The sequence below is a fragment of the Caballeronia telluris genome, from assembly GCF_001544495.1.
GTDB lineage: Bacteria > Pseudomonadota > Gammaproteobacteria > Burkholderiales > Burkholderiaceae > Caballeronia > Caballeronia telluris.
Genome location: NZ_FCNZ02000014.1, coordinates 58,606 through 75,761, shown reverse-complemented (window position 1 = coordinate 75,761; position 17,156 = coordinate 58,606). Strand labels below are relative to the sequence as shown.

Genomic DNA, 17,156 nt, shown 5'->3' with positions numbered 1-17,156 from the left:
GAAAAGGTCCGGCGACAAGGGTCACGAGCCCGCGTCGCCGTTCGCATTTTTCCTCCCCCAAAGAGACGACCATGTTCCGATTCGTTTTGCGGCGCATAGGCATGGTGATTCCGACGTTCATCGGCATCACGATCCTCGCGTTCGCACTCATCCACCTGATCCCGGGCGATCCCATCGAAGTGATGATGGGCGAGCGCGGCGTGGACCCGGCCGCGCACGCCGAAGCCATGAAACGGCTCGGGCTCGACCAGCCGCTGCCGCTTCAATATCTCCACTACGTCGGACATGCGCTGAAGGGCGACCTCGGCATGTCGATCATCACGAACACGAGCGTGATGGGCGAATTCATGGCGCGCTTTCCCGCGACCGTCGAGCTGTCGATCTGCGCGATGATCTTCGCGCTCGTGGTCGGCCTGCCGGCGGGCGTGATTGCGGCGTTGAGACGCGGCACTGTCGTCGATCACGGCGTCATGGGCACCGCGCTCACCGGCTATTCGATGCCGATCTTCTGGTGGGGCTTGATCCTCATCATGTTCTTTTCCGCGAAGCTCGGCTGGACGCCGGTGTCGGGCCGCATCGCGGTCGAATACGACATTCCGCACGTCACGGGCTTCATGCTGTGGGACGCGCTCTTTTCCACCGACGAAGGCGCGTTCAAGTCGGCCGTGAGCCACCTGATCTTGCCGACCATCGTGCTCGGCACAATTCCGCTCGCGGTGGTGGCGCGGATGACGCGCTCGTCGATGCTCGAAGTGCTGCGCGAGGACTATATCCGCACCGCGCGCGCGAAGGGTCTCGCGCCCGCGCGGATCGTGGTCGTGCATGCGCTGCGTAATGCGCTGATTCCCGTCGTCACCGTGATCGGCCTGCAGGTCGGCACGCTGCTCGCGGGCGCGGTGCTGACCGAAACGCTGTTCTCGTGGCCGGGCGTCGGCAAGTGGCTGATCGACGCGATCTCCCGGCGCGACTATCCGGTCGTGCAGGGCGGCATATTGATGATCGCGACGCTCGTGATTCTGGTGAATCTCGTCGTCGATCTGCTCTACGGCGTGTTGAATCCGCGCATTCGCCACACGAGGTAATGAATATGCACCCCCACGCTCACATTCGTTCGCTGCCCCCCGAGGGGGCGCATGCCTCCTTTGAGGCGGCTCGGCAGGAGGCATGATGCACCCCCACGCTCACATTCGTTCGCTGCCCCCCAAGGGGGCGCATGCCTCCTTTGAGGCGGCTCGGCAGGAGGCATGATGCACCCCCACGCTCACATTCGTTCGCTGCCCCCCGAGGGGGCGCATGCCTCCCTTGAGGCGGCTCGGCAGGAGGCATGATGGCCGACATCCAAAACAATCTCCCCCCACAAGCCGTCACGCCGCCGCCGAGCGGTCGGCTCGTCGCGGGCCGCGAGTTCTGGGCGAACTTCTCGCGCAATCGCGGCGCCGTCGTGTCTGGCGTGATCGTGCTCGTGCTGATCTTCATCGCGATCTTCGCGCCGCTGATCGCACCGCACAGCCCGATCGAGCAATATCGCGACTTCGTGAAAATCCCGCCCGCGTGGCTCGAAGGCGGCAACCGCCAGTTCCTGCTCGGCACCGACGAAGCCGGCCGCGACATCCTCTCGCGCCTGATGTACGGCGCGCGGCTGTCGTTCTGGATCGGCTTCGTGTCGGTCGTGCTCGCGCTGATTCCGGGCGTCGTGCTCGGCCTCTGCGCCGCCTTCTTCCACTGGCTCGACACGCCGATCATGCGCGTGATGGACGTGTTGCTCGCGCTGCCCTCGCTGCTGCTGGCGGTAGCGGTCGTCGCGATCATCGGGCCGGGGCTCGTCAACACGATGCTCGCGATCGCGATCGTCGCGCTGCCGGGTTACGTGCGTCTCACGCGCGCCTCGGCGCTCGGCGAACTGCAGAGGGAATACGTGACGGCTTCGCGCGTCGCGGGCGCGGGCACCGTGCGGCTGATGTTCTCGCAAGTGCTGCCGAACTGCGCCGCGCCGCTGATCGTGCAGGCGACGCTCGGCTTTTCCTCCGCGATCCTCGATGCCGCCGCGCTGGGCTTTCTCGGTTTGGGCGTGCAGCCGCCGGCGGCGGAATGGGGCGCGATGCTCGCCTCGGCGCGCGACTACATCGAAAGCGCGTGGTGGATCGTCACCATGCCGGGTCTGTCGATCCTGATCTCGGTGCTCGTCATCAACCTTCTCGGCGACGGGCTGCGCGACGCGCTCGATCCGAAACTGAAACGGATGGCATGACATGAGCGATCTACTGACTATCCGCAATCTCGAAGTCCGCTTCGGCGGCACGCAGGCGGTCGATCGCATCGACCTGAGCGTGAAGCCCGGCGAAGTGGTCGGCGTGGTCGGCGAATCCGGCTCGGGCAAGAGCGTCACGATGATGGCGCTGATGGGCCTGATCGACGCGCCGGGCGTCGTCACCGCCGACGAAATCGCTTTCGATGGCAAGAACCTGCTGAAGGCGTCGGCGCGCGAGCGTCGCCGCATCATCGGCAAGGACATCGCGATGGTGTTCCAGGACGCGCTCTCGAGCCTGAACCCGAGCTACACCGTCGGCTATCAGATCAAGGAAGTGCTGAAGCTGCACGAAGGCCTGCGCGGCGACGCGCTGAACCGCCGCACGCTTGAACTGCTCGATCAGGTCGGGATTCCCGATGCGAAAAGCCGCGTCGATGCGTTTCCGCACCAGATGTCGGGCGGCATGAACCAGCGCGTGATGATCGCGATGGCGGTCGCGTGCAATCCGAAGCTGCTGATCGCCGACGAGCCGACCACCGCGCTCGACGTCACGATCCAGGCGCAGATCATGGAACTGCTCGTGCAGTTGCAGAAGGAGCGCGGCATGGCGCTCGTGCTGATTTCGCACGATCTCGCGGTCGTGTCGGAAGTGGCACAGCGCGTGGCCGTGATGTACGCGGGCGAGATCATCGAAACGAATCACGTGCCGACGATCTTCAGTGAGCCGCATCATCCGTACACGGAAGCGCTGCTCGCCGCGATTCCCGAGCACAGCCGCGGCGCCGAACGGCTCGCCGCGTTGCCGGGCATGGTACCGGGCCGCGACGATCGTCCGAGCGGCTGTCTTTTTGCGCCGCGCTGCAAGTATGCTGTCGATGAGTGCTGGAAAGGCCGTCCGGCGCTCTTCCAGCTCGATCCGAACGACCCGGCCGTGCGGGCGCGCTGCATCAAGCCGCTCAACATGCAAGCCGTGGAAGCACCAGGAGGCGCGCGATGAACGCGGTCCCTCAAGATTTCACTCAGAACAAGGACATCGTCCTCGCCGCCGACAAGCTCGCGAAGCACTACAGCGTCAAGCGCAGCATGTTCACGCAGGGCACGGTGAAGGCGCTCAACGGCGTGTCGTTTGCGCTGGAGCGCGGCAAGACGCTCGCGGTCGTCGGCGAATCGGGCTGCGGCAAGTCGACGCTCGCGCGCCAGCTCACGATGATCGAGCCGCCGACTTCGGGGCGTCTGCTCATCGACGGAGAAGACGTCGCCGGCGCCGATGCCGCGAAGATCGCCGCGTTGCGCCAGCGCGTGCAGATGGTGTTCCAGAACCCGTTTGCATCGCTCAATCCGCGCAAGACGGTCGCGCAGACGCTCGGCGAACCGCTCGCGATCAACACGAAGCTCACCGCCGCCGAGCGCGCCGAGCGCATCGCGCACATGATGCGCACCGTCGGCCTCAGGCCCGAGCATGTGTCGCGCTATCCGCACATGTTCTCGGGCGGACAGCGTCAGCGCGTCGCGATCGCGCGGGCGATGATCTTGGAGCCGCAGATCGTCGTCGCCGATGAACCGGTGTCCGCGCTCGACGTGTCGATCCAGGCGCAGATCCTGAATCTCTTCATGGACTTGCAAGCGCAGTTCGGCACGAGCTACGTGTTCATCTCGCACAACTTGTCGGTGGTCGAGCATATCGCCGACGACGTGATGGTCATGTACTTCGGCGGCGTCGCCGAACTCGGCGACAAGAACACGATCTACGCGCACCCGCGCCATCCGTACACCCGCGCGCTGATGTCGGCGACACCGGCGATCTTCGAGGAAGACCGCACGATCAAGATCAAGCTGCAGGGCGAAATGCCGTCGCCGCTCAATCCGCCATCGGGCTGCACGTTCCATCAGCGCTGCCCGTATGCGATCGAGCGATGCCGCACTGAAGAGCCGGCGCTGCGCTACGTCGATGGGCGGCATGTCTCGTGTCACCGTGCGGAGGAGGTGGGGGAAGCCGATGCCTGAATTGCGGGCGGCGCGCACGATCACGCGCCGCTTCGCGTTTGGCGCAGTGGCGGCGGTGATGGCTTTCTGCTGCGCCTTGCCGGCCTTTTTTTCGACGGCCGCGTGGGCCGTGGGCAATACGCCGCCTGCTGCCGTGCCGCCGCCGCACGGCGCGCTTTCGCCGCCCGCGCGCGCCGACCGCTCCGATGGCACGACGGCAAGCGGCCCGGTGCGCGCCCAGCCGCCGCGCATGCCGTTCTACGTCGCGACCAAGGGTCAGACGACGCTCTATGTGCTTGGCACGCTGCACGTCGGCTATGCGAACGACTATCCGCCGGACCAGCCGTTTCGCAAGCCGATTCTCGCGGCGCTCGATGCGTCGCCCGTTCTCGCACTCGAAATTTCCCCCGACGATCTGCTCTTCTCGCAGGAAGACGTGCAGCGCTATGGCATGTGTCGCAGCGAGTGTCTGCTCGACTATCTGCCCGATTCGATGTGGAAACAGGTCGAGGCGCGCATGCGCAGCAATCCGGCCGCGCTCGCGCAATTGCGGCACACGCGGCCCTGGCTCGCGTCGATGCTGGTCGAGACCTACGACACGCTCAAGGCCGGCTTCCTGAGCGAGTACGGCACGGAGGCGCAATTGCAGAACGTCTACTTGCGGGCGAAGGGAAGGATCGTCGGACTGGAGACGCTCAACGAGCAGATATCGACGTTCACGCGGCTCACTTCGCCGCAGCAGCGGGAAATGCTCGCGCAGGATCTGGTGCAGACGCCGGCCGAGAATGTCGCCGACGTGAAGGAGTTGCACCGGCTATGGCGGATCGGCGACGCCGATGCGCTCAAGGCCTGGGACGATGCGAAAGGGCAGAAGCTCGCGCGGTCGAAGGCGTTGGCGGCTTCGGTGGATAACCGCGTTGTCTACGAACGCAATCGGCGCTTCGTCACGCGCATGCTGGCGCTCGCCGCGCTGAACAAGCCGCTCTTCGTGGCGATCGGCGCACTGCATCTCGGCGGGCAGCGCGGCGTGCTCGAATTGCTCAGGCGGCATGGGTTTGTAGTCGAGCCGGGGTGAGGCGTCGATGCATCGCACCGGCTCGGCCGATCAAAGAAACATCAGCCAGTTCAACAAAAAGATATTCACGACCAACAAGGAAAGCGCCGTCGGCACCTGCACCTTGATCACCGCATTCTTATCAGGCAACTCCAGCAGCGCCGCCGGCACGATATTGAAATTCGCGGCCATCGGCGTCATCAGCGTGCCGCAGTAGCCCGAGAACATGCCGATCGCGACCATCGTCGCCGGATTGCCGTGGAAGACGCCCACCAGAATCGGCACGCCCACGCCGCCCGTCATCACGGGAAACGCCGCGAATCCATTGCCCATCACCATCGTGAAGAGCGCCATGCCGACGCAATACACCGTCACCGCCACCAGCCGGTAGTCGAGATTCACATAGGCCGTCGTCACGTGCGCGACCGCCTTCCCGACGCCCGCATCCGAGAACACCAGCCCGAGCATGCCGAGCATCTGCGGCAATACGGCTGCCCACGAGAGCGCGTCGATCAGGCGCCGCGTCTCCTGCATCGACTGCCCGACGGTATCGCGCGTCATGACGCAGGCGATCGCGAGCGCGATCACGCAGCCGATCCCGAAGCCGATCAGCGTGACGTTCTTCAGTTCGATCAGCGGCGTGCCGCCGAACACCAGATACTTCGCGCCGAGCGTCACGATCACGGTCACGACCGGAATGGTCAGCGCGGGAACGAAGAGCTTGTTGCCGAGCCGCACCGCGCTCTGGCGGCGCGTCTCCTCCGACAGCATCTTCGGCTTCGCGCCCGTCACGCCGCCCAGTCCGGCGATCAGCGCCATCGCGATCACCAGCACGCCGACTACCGCCGGCGGCAGCAGATCGCCGATCAGGAAGACGAGCGCATAGACCAGCCAGAACGTGCCGGCGGTGAGCCGGCGCGGATGCGACTTGTCCGTGAGGATCATCCCGCCGACGACCACCAGCACGAGACCGACCAGATAGAACAGATAGTTGATCGTGAGCGTCATGCCTTTTCTCCCGCGACGTTGCGCGTCAGCGCATCGAGTTCGCGCGCGAGTTGCCGGTCCAGCAGCCACAGCCGGAAGCCGTGGATGAGAAACGCGCAGATCGCGGTCGGGATGCCCCAGACGGCCACATGCAACGGCTCGACGACGATCCCCGCTTCCTTCAGGAACGTGACCATCAGCACGATCGCGCCGAACGCGACGAAGATGTCCTCGCCGAAGAACAGGCCGACGTTGTCGGTCGCAGCGGAATACGCGCGCAGCTTGAAGCGGATCTTGTCGGAGAACTTGCCGTAGCGCGCTTCGGTCGCGCCCTCCGCCATCGGCGCGAGGAGCGGGCGCACCATCTGCGGATGACCGCCGAGCCCGGTCAGGCCGACGGCCGCCGTCAGTTCGCGAATCAGCAGATACACGATCAAAAGACGCCCGGCCGTCGCCGCCTTGATGCCGGAAATCCAGATTTGCGCGCGTTCGCGCAGACCGTGCCGTTCCAGCAGGCCGATCACCGCGAGCGGCAGCAGAATGATCAGCGGGATGTTGCGGGTCTTGAGAAAACCCGTGCCGATCGCAGCAAGAATGCGATCGAGCGGAAAATGCGCCGCAAAGCCCGTGACCATCGCGGCGGCGGCCACGATCAGCATCGGATTGAAGCGCAGGACAAAGCCCACGATGATGACGGCCACACCTATCAGTGGCCATAGATTGACTGCGGTTGCCATGAGATCTCCAATCGGTTCGACGTCATGTCCCGGAGGGCCGGGACGCGTTCCCGATGCGAACGCACGAGCGCCGCACCGGTGTGCCAAGCGGCTCTGACGGCCGCTTTGTGCTAAAACGCCCCGCGAAACCGCCGGGGCGTTCAATGCTTCATTGCCTCAATACTTCGGTATCGCGCAGTCAGTTGCCGTGCGCGGCCCGCACGTCGATGCCCGCATCCGCGAGCGCCGTGCGGATGCGTCGCGCGAATGCCAGCGCGTGCTCGCCGTCGCCGTGCAGGCAGATGGTCTGCGCGTGGAGCGGCACCCATTCGCCGCTCACGGCCTTCACGCGCTGCTCGCGCACCATCGCGAGCGTGCGGTCGAGCACGATGTCTTCGTCGTCGAGCAACGCGCCCGGCTCCTTGCGCGGCACGAGCGAGCCGTCCGCGCGATAGCCGCGGTCGGCGAACACTTCCTCGATGGCGACGATGCCCGACTTGCGCGCGGCCTCGACGAGCCCGCTGTTCGCGAGCCCGAACACCATCAGCGACGGATCGAAGTCGTGCACGGCGGAAACGATCGCATCGGCGATGGCCGGGTTGCGCGCCGCCTGGTTGTAGAGCGCGCCGTGCGGCTTCACGTGCGCGATGCGTCCGCCTTCGGCCTGCGCGATCGCCGAGAGCGCGCCGAGCTGGTACAGCACGCCCGCGTAGATCTCCGAGGCCGGCAGGTCCATTTCCTTGCGGCCGAAATTTTCGGGATCGTTGAAGCTCGGATGCGCGCCGATGGAGACGCCCTTTTCGACCGCCCAGCGCACGCAATCGCGCATCGCGGTGGCGCCGCCTGCGTGCCAGCCGCACGCGATGTTCGCGGAGCTGACGAGGTCGAGCAACGCTTCGTCGGAGCCGCAACCTTCGCCGAGATCGGCATTGAGATCGATTTCCATGTCGTTCACCTGATCCTTTGCGTTCATCGGGGGCTCCGCGCGCAGCGTTCTTCGTGCATCGCGATCGCGGTCTGCACCTGTTTCACATACATCCGTTCCTCGGCGAGCGCGTGGCGCGCCTCTTCCACCGACGTCTCGATGAACCGTACGCCGCTGTTCAACCGCGCCTGCGCGAGCTTCCACAGGTCGGCCTGGATCACGGCGCCGATCTTCGGATAGCCGCCCGTCGTCTGGGCATCGCCCATCAGGACGATCGGCTGACCGTTCGGCGGCACCTGGATCGTGCCGGGCAGCACCGCGTGCGACAGCAAATCCGTCCCGCTCTTGCGCTCGAGCGCCGTGCCCGCGAGGCGAAAGCCCATGCGGTTGCTGTTCGGCGTGATCGTCCATTCTTCGTTCCAGAAGTCCGCCTGGGCCGCGTCGGTGAAGCTCTCGTATTCCGGGCCGCGCAACACGCGGATCGGGATCGACCACGCGACGCCCGCCGCGTGCCGCCCGCGCCGCAGCGGTTCGTCGACGAGCACGAACTTGCACCACGCGGGCGCCTTCACGCCAAACGCGGGCTCGTCCGGCGAAAACGCGATGCCCGGATGCGGCAGCGGCACGCCGACCGGTAGCCGGTCGCCGTCGGTGAGCGCGCGGCCGCCGAGCCCGCCGAAGCACGCGCCGAGATCGGTGCTGCGCGAGCCGAGCATCGGCAGCACGTCGATGCCGCCCGCCACGCACACGTAGCCGCGCATGCCGCGCTTTGCCGCGCGCAAGGTGAGTTCCTGACCCGCTCGCACGGGCAGGCTCCACCACGAAAAGACCGGTTCGCCGTCGAGCGTCGCGCCGAAATCCGTGCCGGTGATCGCGACGCGCGTCGCGTGTTTGAAGCGCAGCACGGTCGGTCCGAAGGTCACTTCGATGCCCGCCGCATCCGGCGCATTGCCGACGATCCGGTTGCCGATTTCGAGCGACAGCGCATCGAGCGCCCCGCCCGAACTCACGCCCAGATGCCGGTAGCCGTGCCGCCCGAGGTCCTGCACGGAGGTGAGTACGCCCGCGCGAATCACGTCGATCATGCCCGCACCTCCAGCGCGGTGAAGCGCACGCGGTCACCGGGCTGCATGAGCGTCGGCGGATGGCGGGCGGGGTCGAAGAGCTTGAGGTCGGTGCGTCCGAGCAACTGCCAGCCGCCCGGCGACGCCGCCGGATAAATGCCCGTCTGCTCCCCGCCGATGCCGACCGATCCGGCCGGCACTTCGAGCCGCGGTTCCGCGCGGCGCGGCATGCAGAGCGACCGGTCGAGGCCGCCCATGTACGCGAAGCCCGGCTGGAAGCCGAGGAAGAACACGACGTACTCGGCCTCGGTGTGCCGCTTCACGACTTCATCGACCGACAAGCCCACGTATTTCGCGAGCGTCGCGAGATCCGGTCCGTCGGTGCCGCCGTAGCGCACCGGAATCTCGATCTCCGCCGCGCCGGATTCGACGACGGCCACGGTGTCCCAGCCGTCGTCCAGTTGCTGCGCGAGGCTTTCGTATTCGGCTTCGAGCGGATCGAACACGATCGTCAGATTGTTCATGCCGGGCACGACTTCGACAATGTGCGGCCAGAGCCGCGCGCTGTCCGCGAGCGCCCACATGCGGCGCTGGCAGTCGAGCGTCGCGGGCGGCGGCGCCGTGCAGACGAGGGCGGTGTCGCCGAGCGAGTGGATTTGTGGTCGTGTCATGCGTGTTTTTCGGGTAAGCGGGACGCACACGATGATGCAGGGCGCCGCGGCAGAATGTACATTATCAATAAATTATCGACAAATTATCTATCAGCGTTTCTTCCGATGCGCTTCGAAATCAGTCGATACGCTACACTCCAACGCACTCAAAACCGGGCGAGAACCATGCCGCGCCATCCCACCAAGATCGTTTCCTCCGAGCATCTCGTCTCCGAATCGAGCGCGGAACTGTCCGAACTCGAATACGGGCTCATCATGGCGAGCAACGCGTTCAACCGCTGGATGGTGCGCTGCATGTCGGCGGCGGGCGCGAAGGACATGACGGCGGTCGAGGTGTCGCTGCTGCACCACGTGAGCCATCGCGACCGCAAGAAGAAGCTCGCCGACATCTGCTTCGTGCTGAACATCGAGGACACGCATGTCGCTACGTATGCGCTGAAAAAACTCGTGGCGCGCGGCTACATCAAGAGCGAAAAGACCGGCAAGGAAGTGTTCTTTTCCGCGACGCCCGCCGGCCGGGAGCTATGCGGCAAGTATCGCGAAGTGCGCGAGAGTTGTCTGATCACGACGCTGCGCGAAAGCGGTCTGACGAACGAACAGATCGGCGAAGCGGCGCAACTGATGCGTAATGCGTCGGGTCTTTACGACACCGCCGCGCGCGCCGCTGCTTCGCTTTGATCTTTGATGCACGCGCTCAATAAATTGCGACTTCGGTGACGACCGCATCGAGCGGCATGTCGTGCGCCTCGTGCGGCAGCGAATCGCACCGGCTGGCTTCGAACGCGACGCCGATCGTCACCGGCTTTTTTGCCGCCGGCCACGCGGCCAGCGTGCGATCGTAATAGCCGCCGCCATATCCCAGCCGATAGCGGTGTTCGTCGAACCCCACGCAAGGTATCAATAACAGATCCGGCACGACCGCGCGCTCGTCGAGCGGTACCGGAATGCGATAGCGGCCCGCCTTCATCGGCGCATCCTCGCGCCACGCGTGAAACAGCATCGGCGCATGCTTCTCCACGACGACCGGCAGCGCCGCACTGCGCGACGCATCGAGCGCGAGCCACACGGCGAGCGCATTGCGCGCATCGAACTCGCCCGCAACCGGCCAGTAAAAGCCGATGCACGACGCCTCCGGGTGCCGCGCGATCGCGGCCATCAGACGGCGTGCGAGCGCCCCGTTTCGCGCCGCGTGATCAGCCTCTTCGCGTTGCGCTTCGCGGCTTGCGAGCAAGGTCGCGCGCAGTGCGCTTTTCGGTTCTGGAGAAGGGTTGCGTGCTATGCTTTCGACCAATTCGCGCTCCTGAAATAACGATGTCAAAACGCCTCAATCGAGTATATCTCGCGGTCGGTTCGGTGCTCGCGACGCTCAGTTTCGTCGCTTGCAGCACCGCTTCCGCCGTCCGCCCCGACGCCGACTTCATCCCTTCGTCCGACGACCGCGTCTTCATGCAGTTGCGCGAAGCGGCGCGCAACAACGACGCGGGCAAAGCCGCCGCGCTCGCGGCGCAGATTCCGGAGTATCCGGCGCCGGGATATATCGAATACTTCACGATCAAGCCGCAACTGTTCGACTCGCAGGGCCACGCGCGCGTCGATGCGCCCGACGAACCGGTGCTCTCGTTCCTGCAGCGCTACGACGGCCAGGCCATCGCGGACCGCATGCGCAACGACTACCTCGTGGTGCTCGGCGGCCGTCACGACTGGCGCAACTTCGAGCAGCAGTATTCACGTTTCGTGCTCAACGACGACACGCAGGTGAAATGCTACGCGCTCGAAGCGCGCGCGGCACGCGGAGAAAATGTCGCCGACGCGGCGCGCGCCCTGCTCGTCGATCCGAAATGGTATGGCGACGGCTGCGTCGATCTGATCGGCGCGCTGGCTCGCAACCAGCAATTCTCAAGCGACGACGTCTGGCAGCAGATTCGTCTCGCCTACGAGCAGAACTATACGAACACGGGCGCGAAGATGGTCGATGCGCTCGGACAGGAACGTCCCGATGCGACGCTCTTCGACAACGCCACCAGCACGCCGCCGCTCTATCTCGCGCGCGGCGTGATGCCGAACACGCCGGCGCATCAGCTGACGCTCGTCGCGATCACGCGCATGGCGCGCAACGATCCCGCGATGGCCGCCGCCACGTTCAGCTCGGTCGCACCGAGCCTGACCGCGCCGGAGCGCGCGATCGGCTGGGGCACCATCGGCTATCAGGCGGCGCTCAAGCGCATGCCGGGCGCGGCGGACTGGTATCGGCTGTCGGTGAATGCACCGCTGTCGGTTCCGGCTTATGAATGGCGCACGCGCAGCGCGTTGCTCGCCGGCGACTGGAACATGGTGCGCTGGTCGGTCGAGCAGATGCCGCCCACGCTGCGCAGCCAGCCCGCGTGGATCTACTGGCACGCCCGCGCGCTGAAGCAGGCCGGCGACACCGCGACGGCCGCGCGCGAATTCCAGTCGATTGCCGATCGCTTCGACTTCTACGGCCAGCTGGCTTCGGAAGAACTCGGCCAGAAGATCACGATTCCGCCGCGCACATCCGTCTCCGACGCCGAGATCGCGCAGATGCAATCGGTGCCGGGCTTCGCGCTGTCGCAGCGTTTCTACGCGATGAACCTGCGTCTCGAAGGCAATCGCGAATGGAACTGGCCGCTGCGCCAGATGAGCGATCGGCAACTGCTCGCCGCCGCGCAGTACGCGCGCCGCATCGAACTGTTCGACCGCACGGTCAATACCGCCGACAAGACCAAGACGGAGCACGATTTCTCGCTGCGCTATCTCTCGCCGTTTCGCGAGATCGTCGAGCGCGATGCACAGAACACCGGGCTCGACGTCGAATGGGCGTATGGGCTGATCCGGCAGGAATCGCGCTTCATCATCAACGCGCGCTCGGAAGTCGGCGCGGGCGGGCTGATGCAGCTGATGCCGGGCACGGCGCAGCTCGTTGCCAAGAAGATCGGCCTCGGCACGGTTTCCCGCGCGCAAATGAACGACATCAATACGAACATTCTGCTCGGAACCAACTATTTGTCGATGATCTACAATCAATTCGACAATTCTCCGGTGCTCGCCACGGCAGGCTACAACGCCGGTCCGGGACGTCCGAACAAGTGGCGCGGCGACCTCACGGCGCCGGTCGAAGGCGCGATTTTTGCTGAAACCATTCCGTTCTCCGAGACGCGCGACTACGTGAAGAATGTGCTGTCGAACACCGTCTACTATGCGGCGCTGTTCGAAGGCCGTCCGCAATCGCTGAAGGCACGGCTCGGCTACATCGCGCCGTAAGCCTTGCCTGCAAGGCCGCGCGTTTCATCACTCCGTTCAACGGAAAGACGCGCGGCCCGGGTGTCACGTGAAGCAGTCACGTGAAGCAGTCACGTGAAGCAATCGCGTGAAGCCCTTGCGTGACGCCGCCGCCATCCATCAGGGGCGAATATGCGACATCAGAAAGTAGCGCTGATCGGCGGTTCGGGTTTCATCGGCAGTCATCTCGTGAACGCGCTCGTCGAGTTGGGCAAAAATGTGCGCATCGCGACGCGGCGGCGAAACAATGCCGCGCACCTGACGCTGCTTCCCGTCGATGTGATCGAAACCGACGTGCATGATCCGGCGCAGCTTGCCGCGTTCGTCGCCGAGGCCGATGCGGTGGTCAACCTCGTCGGCATCCTGCAAGGGCGGCGCGGTGATCCGTACGGTCCCGAGTTCGCGAAGGCGCATGTCGAGTTGCCGAGGCGGATCGTCGCGGCTTGCGAGTCGAAGGGCGTGCGGCGTCTGTTGCACATGAGCGCAATCGGCGCCGATCCGAACGGCCCGAGCATGTATCTGCGCTCGCGCGGCGACGGCGAGAAGGTGATCCGCGAATCGTCGCTCGCCACGACCATCTTCCAGAGTTCGGTCGTGTTTGGCCCCGAGGACAACCTGCTGAACCAGTTCGCGTTTCTCGAACGCCTGTTCCCGGTGATTCCGCTCGCCTGCGCCGACGCCCAGTTCCAGCCGGTATTCGTCGGCGACGTGGCGAAGGCGATCGTCAACGTGCTCGATCTCGATGCCGCGAGCGGACGCACCTACGAACTCGCGGGGCCGGCCGTCTACACGCTCGCGGAACTCGTGCGCTTCAGCGGCGCGACGATCGGCAAGCACGCGAAGATCATCAAGCTGCCGGACAGCCTCGGCCGATTGCAGGCGATGGCGCTCGAACTGGCGCCCGGCGAACCAATGATGTCGCGCGACAATCTCGATTCGATGAAAACGCCGAGCATCGCGAGCGGACCGCTCGCGCCGGAACTCGGCATCGGCGAGCCGGCGAGCATCGAGGCCATCGCGCCCCTGTATCTGACCGGCAATTCGTCGCGCTCGCGCTTCAGCACGTTTCGCGCGTCGGCGCATCGTTAATTTTTTTTTCCTTCAAGCGTGCCCATGAAACTTCTTATCGGTGACAAGTCCGTGTCGTCCTGGTCGATGCGACCGTGGCTCCTGCTGACGCACTTCGCGATTCCCTTCGACGAAATCGCAGTGCGCCTCGGCCGTCCCGACTCGAAAGAGCAGATCCTGCGCTATTCGCCGTCGGGCAAGGTGCCGTGCCTGATCACCGATGCGGGCGAGCCGGTCTGGGAATCGCTCGCGATCATCGAGACGCTTGCCGAACAGTATCCGCAGCACGCCATGTGGCCGCGCGACGCGTCGGCCCGCGCACGGGCGCGCAGCATCAGCGCGGAAATGCACGCGGGTTTCGCGGACCTGCGCAGCGACATGCCGATGGATGTCAAGAAGCGCGCGCCCGGCACCGGCCACACGCCTGAAGCGCTCGCCAACGTGGCGCGCATCGAGGCGATCTGGCAGGCGTGCCTGAGCGCGCACGGCGGCCCGTTCCTGTTCGGCGAATTCGGTATCGCCGACGCGATGTTCGCGCCGGTCGTGATGCGCTTCAATTCCTACGCACCGCCGCTCTCCGACGTGGCGCGCGCCTACGCCGAGCGCGTGACGGCACTGCCGGCGGTCGCCGCGTGGATCGACGCCGCGGGCAGCGAGCAATGAACATCTACGCCGTGGGCGGCGCGATCCGCGACGAACTGCTCGGCGTGCCGGTAGTGGATCGCGATTACGTCGTGGTCGGGGCGACGCCCGAGCAGATGGTCGCGCAAGGGTATCGGCCGGTCGGGAAGGACTTTCCGGTGTTCCTGCACCCGGTGACGCATGAGGAATATGCGCTCGCGCGCACCGAGCGCAAGACGGCGGCCGGCTATCACGGCTTCCAGTTCTACTATTCGCCCGACGTGACGCTCGAAGAGGATCTCGCGCGCCGCGACCTGACGATCAACGCGATGGCGCGCGAAGTGAGCCCGGACGGCGAACTCACCGGTCCCGTCATCGATCCGTTCAATGGGCGCGCCGATCTCGCGCAGAAGCTGTTTCGCCACGTCGGGGAAGCGTTCGTCGAAGATCCGGTGCGCATTCTGCGCATCGCGCGCTTCGCGGCGCGTTTCGCGGATTTCACCGTCGCCGACGAAACGCGCGCGCTGATGAAGAAGATGGTCGCGGCGGGCGAGGTCGACGCGCTCGTGCCCGAACGCGTGTGGCAGGAAGTGTCGCGCGGACTGATGGAGCGCACGCCCTCGCGGATGTTCGACGTGCTGCGCGAAAGCGGCGCGCTCGCGCGCATCCTGCCGGAAGTCGAGGCGCTGTGGGGCGTGCCGCAGCGCGCCGACTATCACCCCGAAGTCGATACCGGCGTGCACGTGATGATGGTGCTCGACTACGCGGCGTCGCAGGGTTTCGCGCTGCCGGTGCGGTTCGCGGCGCTCACGCACGACCTCGGCAAGGCAACCACGCCCGACGATATCCTGCCTCGCCATATCGGTCACGAAGGACGCAGCGTCGATCTGCTCAGGCCCTTGTGCGAGCGGCTGCGCGTGCCGAACGAATGTCGCGATCTGGCGCTGCTCGTCGCGCGCGAGCACGGCAACATTCATCGCGTGATGGAGATGGGACCGGCGGCGCTCGTGCGCCTCTTCGAGCGCTGCGACGCGCTGCGCAAGCCCGCGCGTTTCGCGGAGGCCTTGCAGGCGTGCGTCGCGGACGCGCGCGGGCGGCTCGGCCTGTCGCAGCAGCCGTATCCGCAGGCGGAGCGGCTGCGCGAAGCGCTGGTGGCGGCGCGCGCGGTCGATGCGGGCGCCGTCGCGCAGCACTACGCGAGCGCGCCCGCGAAGATCAAGGACGCGGTGCATCACGCGCGCGTCGAGGCGGTCAAGGCGGCGCTGGAGAACGCGGCGGGTTGAGCGGACTTGTGGTGGCCTGGCGGTATTCGGGTCTACTGTGCAATGGTTCCTCACCGCCCGACTGAATCCGCATCACACACCACGTGTGCCGCTCGCGCCCTGCACGCGTTGCGCTTGCCGGCATCGATCCCGAAAGCGCACCTGTCGCCATCCTGCCATGCCGTCATTGTCACGGCCGTCGCGCATCGTTCATGATTTTGACTCACATCTCCTGCAATGAAGATCGAATTCTTGCGGACCTAATTTTCGGATGAATCGTATGGGGGCGGGCCGAACGCCGTGCGATTTTACGGTTTGTCATCCTAACGGTTGACTTGAAAACCCGGCTTTCAGAGCCGGGCAAACTCATGCAAAACGGAGGGCAGGCAAAAAGCCAACCTTTCTTAGTAGGCCGAGCGGCCACGACGTCGATCGTTGATCGTCAGCCGCATTCATATCAGGATCCGAAAATGACAACGAAAACGAAACTCTGCATCCTTGCACTCACTTTGCTTGCCTCGCACACAGCCTTCGCTGCGGGCGGCAAGGGTATGACGTGGTTCAAAACGGGCCATGCGAATGGCGTGGACAGCGTGAGCTGCACCAACACTGACGGCACGAAGTGCGACGCATACCAGGGTGATACTGCTTGTTCCATTAAACTGCCCGTGCTCTGTATCAATCAGGACGGTGCGCCGGGGCCAGTCCCCAGCAATTCCTATAACGGTTGGGCCAAAGGCAACATAGGCCTGAGCCGGGCAGTGCGTGGCGATACCATGACGAGCCTTGCCGATGGCAATGCAATCTGCCGCGGCGAATTTGGTCCCGGCTATCGAATGGCGGAATTTCACGACGGCAGCGGCGGCTGGGGCTGGCAAGCGTACGGAAACATAGATGGCTCGAGCCGCTTTTGGGTGACGACAAGCGATCAGTCGTCCAACTGCTGGAACAAGTGATGCCCCGTCGATGAGTTCTTGATTGAGCCAGCGCTTCCTCCTCTGGCGACAGGCCCGTGCTAAAGAGGAGGAGTCGCTGTGATCGATTCGGCGTTGCCCGCGCCGTCTAAAGCAGCCGTGCGATCAGCGAAAGCAGCATCGAAAGAATCAGCGTCGACATGAACGGGAACGGATACTCGCGCCCGAACAGACGCAGCGTGAAATCGCCGGGCAGCCTGCCGATGCCGAGCTTTCTGAGCCACGGCCAGCAGGCCGAGAGGATCGACAGCGCGACGAAGGTGGTGAGCAGCCAGCGGATCATGGC

At 65.2% G+C, this 17,156-nt stretch carries 18 protein-coding genes; 11 read left to right on the top strand and 7 right to left on the bottom strand.

Annotation, left to right across the window (positions count from 1 at the left end):
* The first annotated feature begins 71 nt into the window (after positions 1–71).
* The 5 genes from AWB66_RS18945 to AWB66_RS18925 all read left to right on the top strand — a co-directional run bounded on the left by AWB66_RS18945 (position 72) and on the right by AWB66_RS18925 (position 5,306).
* Entirely contained in the window at positions 72–1,082 is a 1,011-nt protein-coding gene (locus tag AWB66_RS18945; protein ID WP_087631717.1) for an ABC transporter permease subunit, read from the top strand.
* Positions 1,083–1,327: 245 nt separating this feature from the next.
* Positions 1,328–2,248 (top strand): ABC transporter permease subunit, encoded by a 921-nt coding sequence (locus AWB66_RS18940; RefSeq protein ID WP_087631716.1) that lies wholly within the window; start codon positions 1,328–1,330, stop codon positions 2,246–2,248.
* A gap of 1 nt (position 2,249) precedes the next feature.
* Positions 2,250–3,245, top strand: coding sequence for an ABC transporter ATP-binding protein (locus tag AWB66_RS18935; RefSeq protein WP_087631715.1), 996 nt, complete (start codon positions 2,250–2,252; stop codon positions 3,243–3,245).
* Positions 3,242–4,252 carry a peptide ABC transporter ATP-binding protein gene (locus AWB66_RS18930; protein WP_087631714.1) on the top strand — a complete coding sequence of 337 codons (1,011 nt, stop codon included), beginning with the start codon at positions 3,242–3,244 and terminating at the stop codon, positions 4,250–4,252. The genes AWB66_RS18935 and AWB66_RS18930 overlap by 4 nt, the downstream gene beginning before the upstream one ends.
* On the top strand, positions 4,245–5,306 hold the full coding sequence (locus AWB66_RS18925) for a TraB/GumN family protein (RefSeq protein ID WP_087631713.1): 1,062 nt from the start codon (positions 4,245–4,247) through the stop codon (positions 5,304–5,306). The genes AWB66_RS18930 and AWB66_RS18925 overlap by 8 nt, the downstream gene beginning before the upstream one ends.
* A 30-nt stretch (positions 5,307–5,336) precedes the next feature.
* On the opposite strand, the gene AWB66_RS18920 is transcribed toward AWB66_RS18925, so the two are convergent.
* The 5 genes from AWB66_RS18920 to pxpB all read right to left on the bottom strand — a co-directional run bounded on the left by AWB66_RS18920 (position 5,337) and on the right by pxpB (position 9,648).
* Positions 5,337–6,293 (bottom strand): DUF979 domain-containing protein, encoded by a 957-nt coding sequence (locus tag AWB66_RS18920; protein ID WP_087631712.1) that lies wholly within the window; start codon positions 6,291–6,293, stop codon positions 5,337–5,339.
* A complete protein-coding gene (locus AWB66_RS18915) occupies positions 6,290–7,009 on the bottom strand; it encodes a DUF969 domain-containing protein (RefSeq protein WP_087631711.1) in 720 nt (239 codons plus the stop codon). The genes AWB66_RS18920 and AWB66_RS18915 overlap by 4 nt, the downstream gene beginning before the upstream one ends.
* Before the next feature lie 178 nt (positions 7,010–7,187).
* Positions 7,188–7,934 (bottom strand): 5-oxoprolinase subunit PxpA, encoded by a 747-nt coding sequence (pxpA, locus tag AWB66_RS18910; protein WP_087631828.1) that lies wholly within the window; start codon positions 7,932–7,934, stop codon positions 7,188–7,190.
* Positions 7,935–7,957: 23 nt separating this feature from the next.
* On the bottom strand, positions 7,958–8,998 hold the full coding sequence (locus tag AWB66_RS18905) for a 5-oxoprolinase subunit C family protein (protein WP_087631710.1): 1,041 nt from the start codon (positions 8,996–8,998) through the stop codon (positions 7,958–7,960).
* Complete coding sequence (gene pxpB, locus AWB66_RS18900) at positions 8,995–9,648, bottom strand: 5-oxoprolinase subunit PxpB (RefSeq protein ID WP_087631709.1); 654 nt, start codon at positions 9,646–9,648, stop codon at positions 8,995–8,997. Before pxpB ends, AWB66_RS18905 begins: the two co-directional genes overlap by 4 nt.
* A gap of 165 nt (positions 9,649–9,813) precedes the next feature.
* On the opposite strand from pxpB, the gene AWB66_RS18895 reads away from it, so the two are divergent.
* Positions 9,814–10,326: a winged helix DNA-binding protein gene (locus AWB66_RS18895; protein ID WP_087631708.1), complete on the top strand. Its 513-nt coding sequence runs from the start codon at positions 9,814–9,816 to the stop codon at positions 10,324–10,326.
* Between the two features lie 16 nt (positions 10,327–10,342).
* Here the strand turns inward: AWB66_RS18895 and AWB66_RS18890 are convergent, their stop codons facing one another.
* Positions 10,343–10,939, bottom strand: a complete 597-nt coding sequence (locus AWB66_RS18890) for a 5-formyltetrahydrofolate cyclo-ligase (protein ID WP_087631707.1) — start codon at positions 10,937–10,939, stop codon at positions 10,343–10,345.
* 20 nt (positions 10,940–10,959) lie between these two features.
* Here AWB66_RS18890 and AWB66_RS18885 point away from each other — a divergent pair, with 20 nt between their 5' ends.
* The 5 genes from AWB66_RS18885 to AWB66_RS18865 all read left to right on the top strand — a co-directional run bounded on the left by AWB66_RS18885 (position 10,960) and on the right by AWB66_RS18865 (position 16,852).
* On the top strand, positions 10,960–12,927 hold the full coding sequence (locus AWB66_RS18885; RefSeq protein ID WP_087631706.1) for a lytic transglycosylase domain-containing protein: 1,968 nt from the start codon (positions 10,960–10,962) through the stop codon (positions 12,925–12,927).
* Positions 12,928–13,077: 150 nt separating this feature from the next.
* On the top strand, positions 13,078–14,034 hold the full coding sequence (locus tag AWB66_RS18880; RefSeq protein WP_087631705.1) for a complex I NDUFA9 subunit family protein: 957 nt from the start codon (positions 13,078–13,080) through the stop codon (positions 14,032–14,034).
* 24 nt (positions 14,035–14,058) lie between these two features.
* Complete coding sequence (locus AWB66_RS18875) at positions 14,059–14,676, top strand: glutathione S-transferase family protein (RefSeq protein WP_087631704.1); 618 nt, start codon at positions 14,059–14,061, stop codon at positions 14,674–14,676.
* A complete protein-coding gene (locus AWB66_RS18870) occupies positions 14,673–15,917 on the top strand; it encodes a multifunctional CCA addition/repair protein (protein ID WP_087631703.1) in 1,245 nt (414 codons plus the stop codon). The genes AWB66_RS18875 and AWB66_RS18870 overlap by 4 nt, the downstream gene beginning before the upstream one ends.
* Before the next feature lie 449 nt (positions 15,918–16,366).
* Entirely contained in the window at positions 16,367–16,852 is a 486-nt protein-coding gene (locus AWB66_RS18865) for a hypothetical protein (RefSeq protein WP_087631702.1), read from the top strand.
* A gap of 106 nt (positions 16,853–16,958) precedes the next feature.
* Here AWB66_RS18865 and AWB66_RS18860 read toward each other — a convergent pair whose 3' ends face one another.
* Entirely contained in the window at positions 16,959–17,153 is a 195-nt protein-coding gene (locus AWB66_RS18860) for a DUF2905 domain-containing protein (protein WP_087631701.1), read from the bottom strand.
* Positions 17,154–17,156 lie beyond the last annotated feature (3 nt).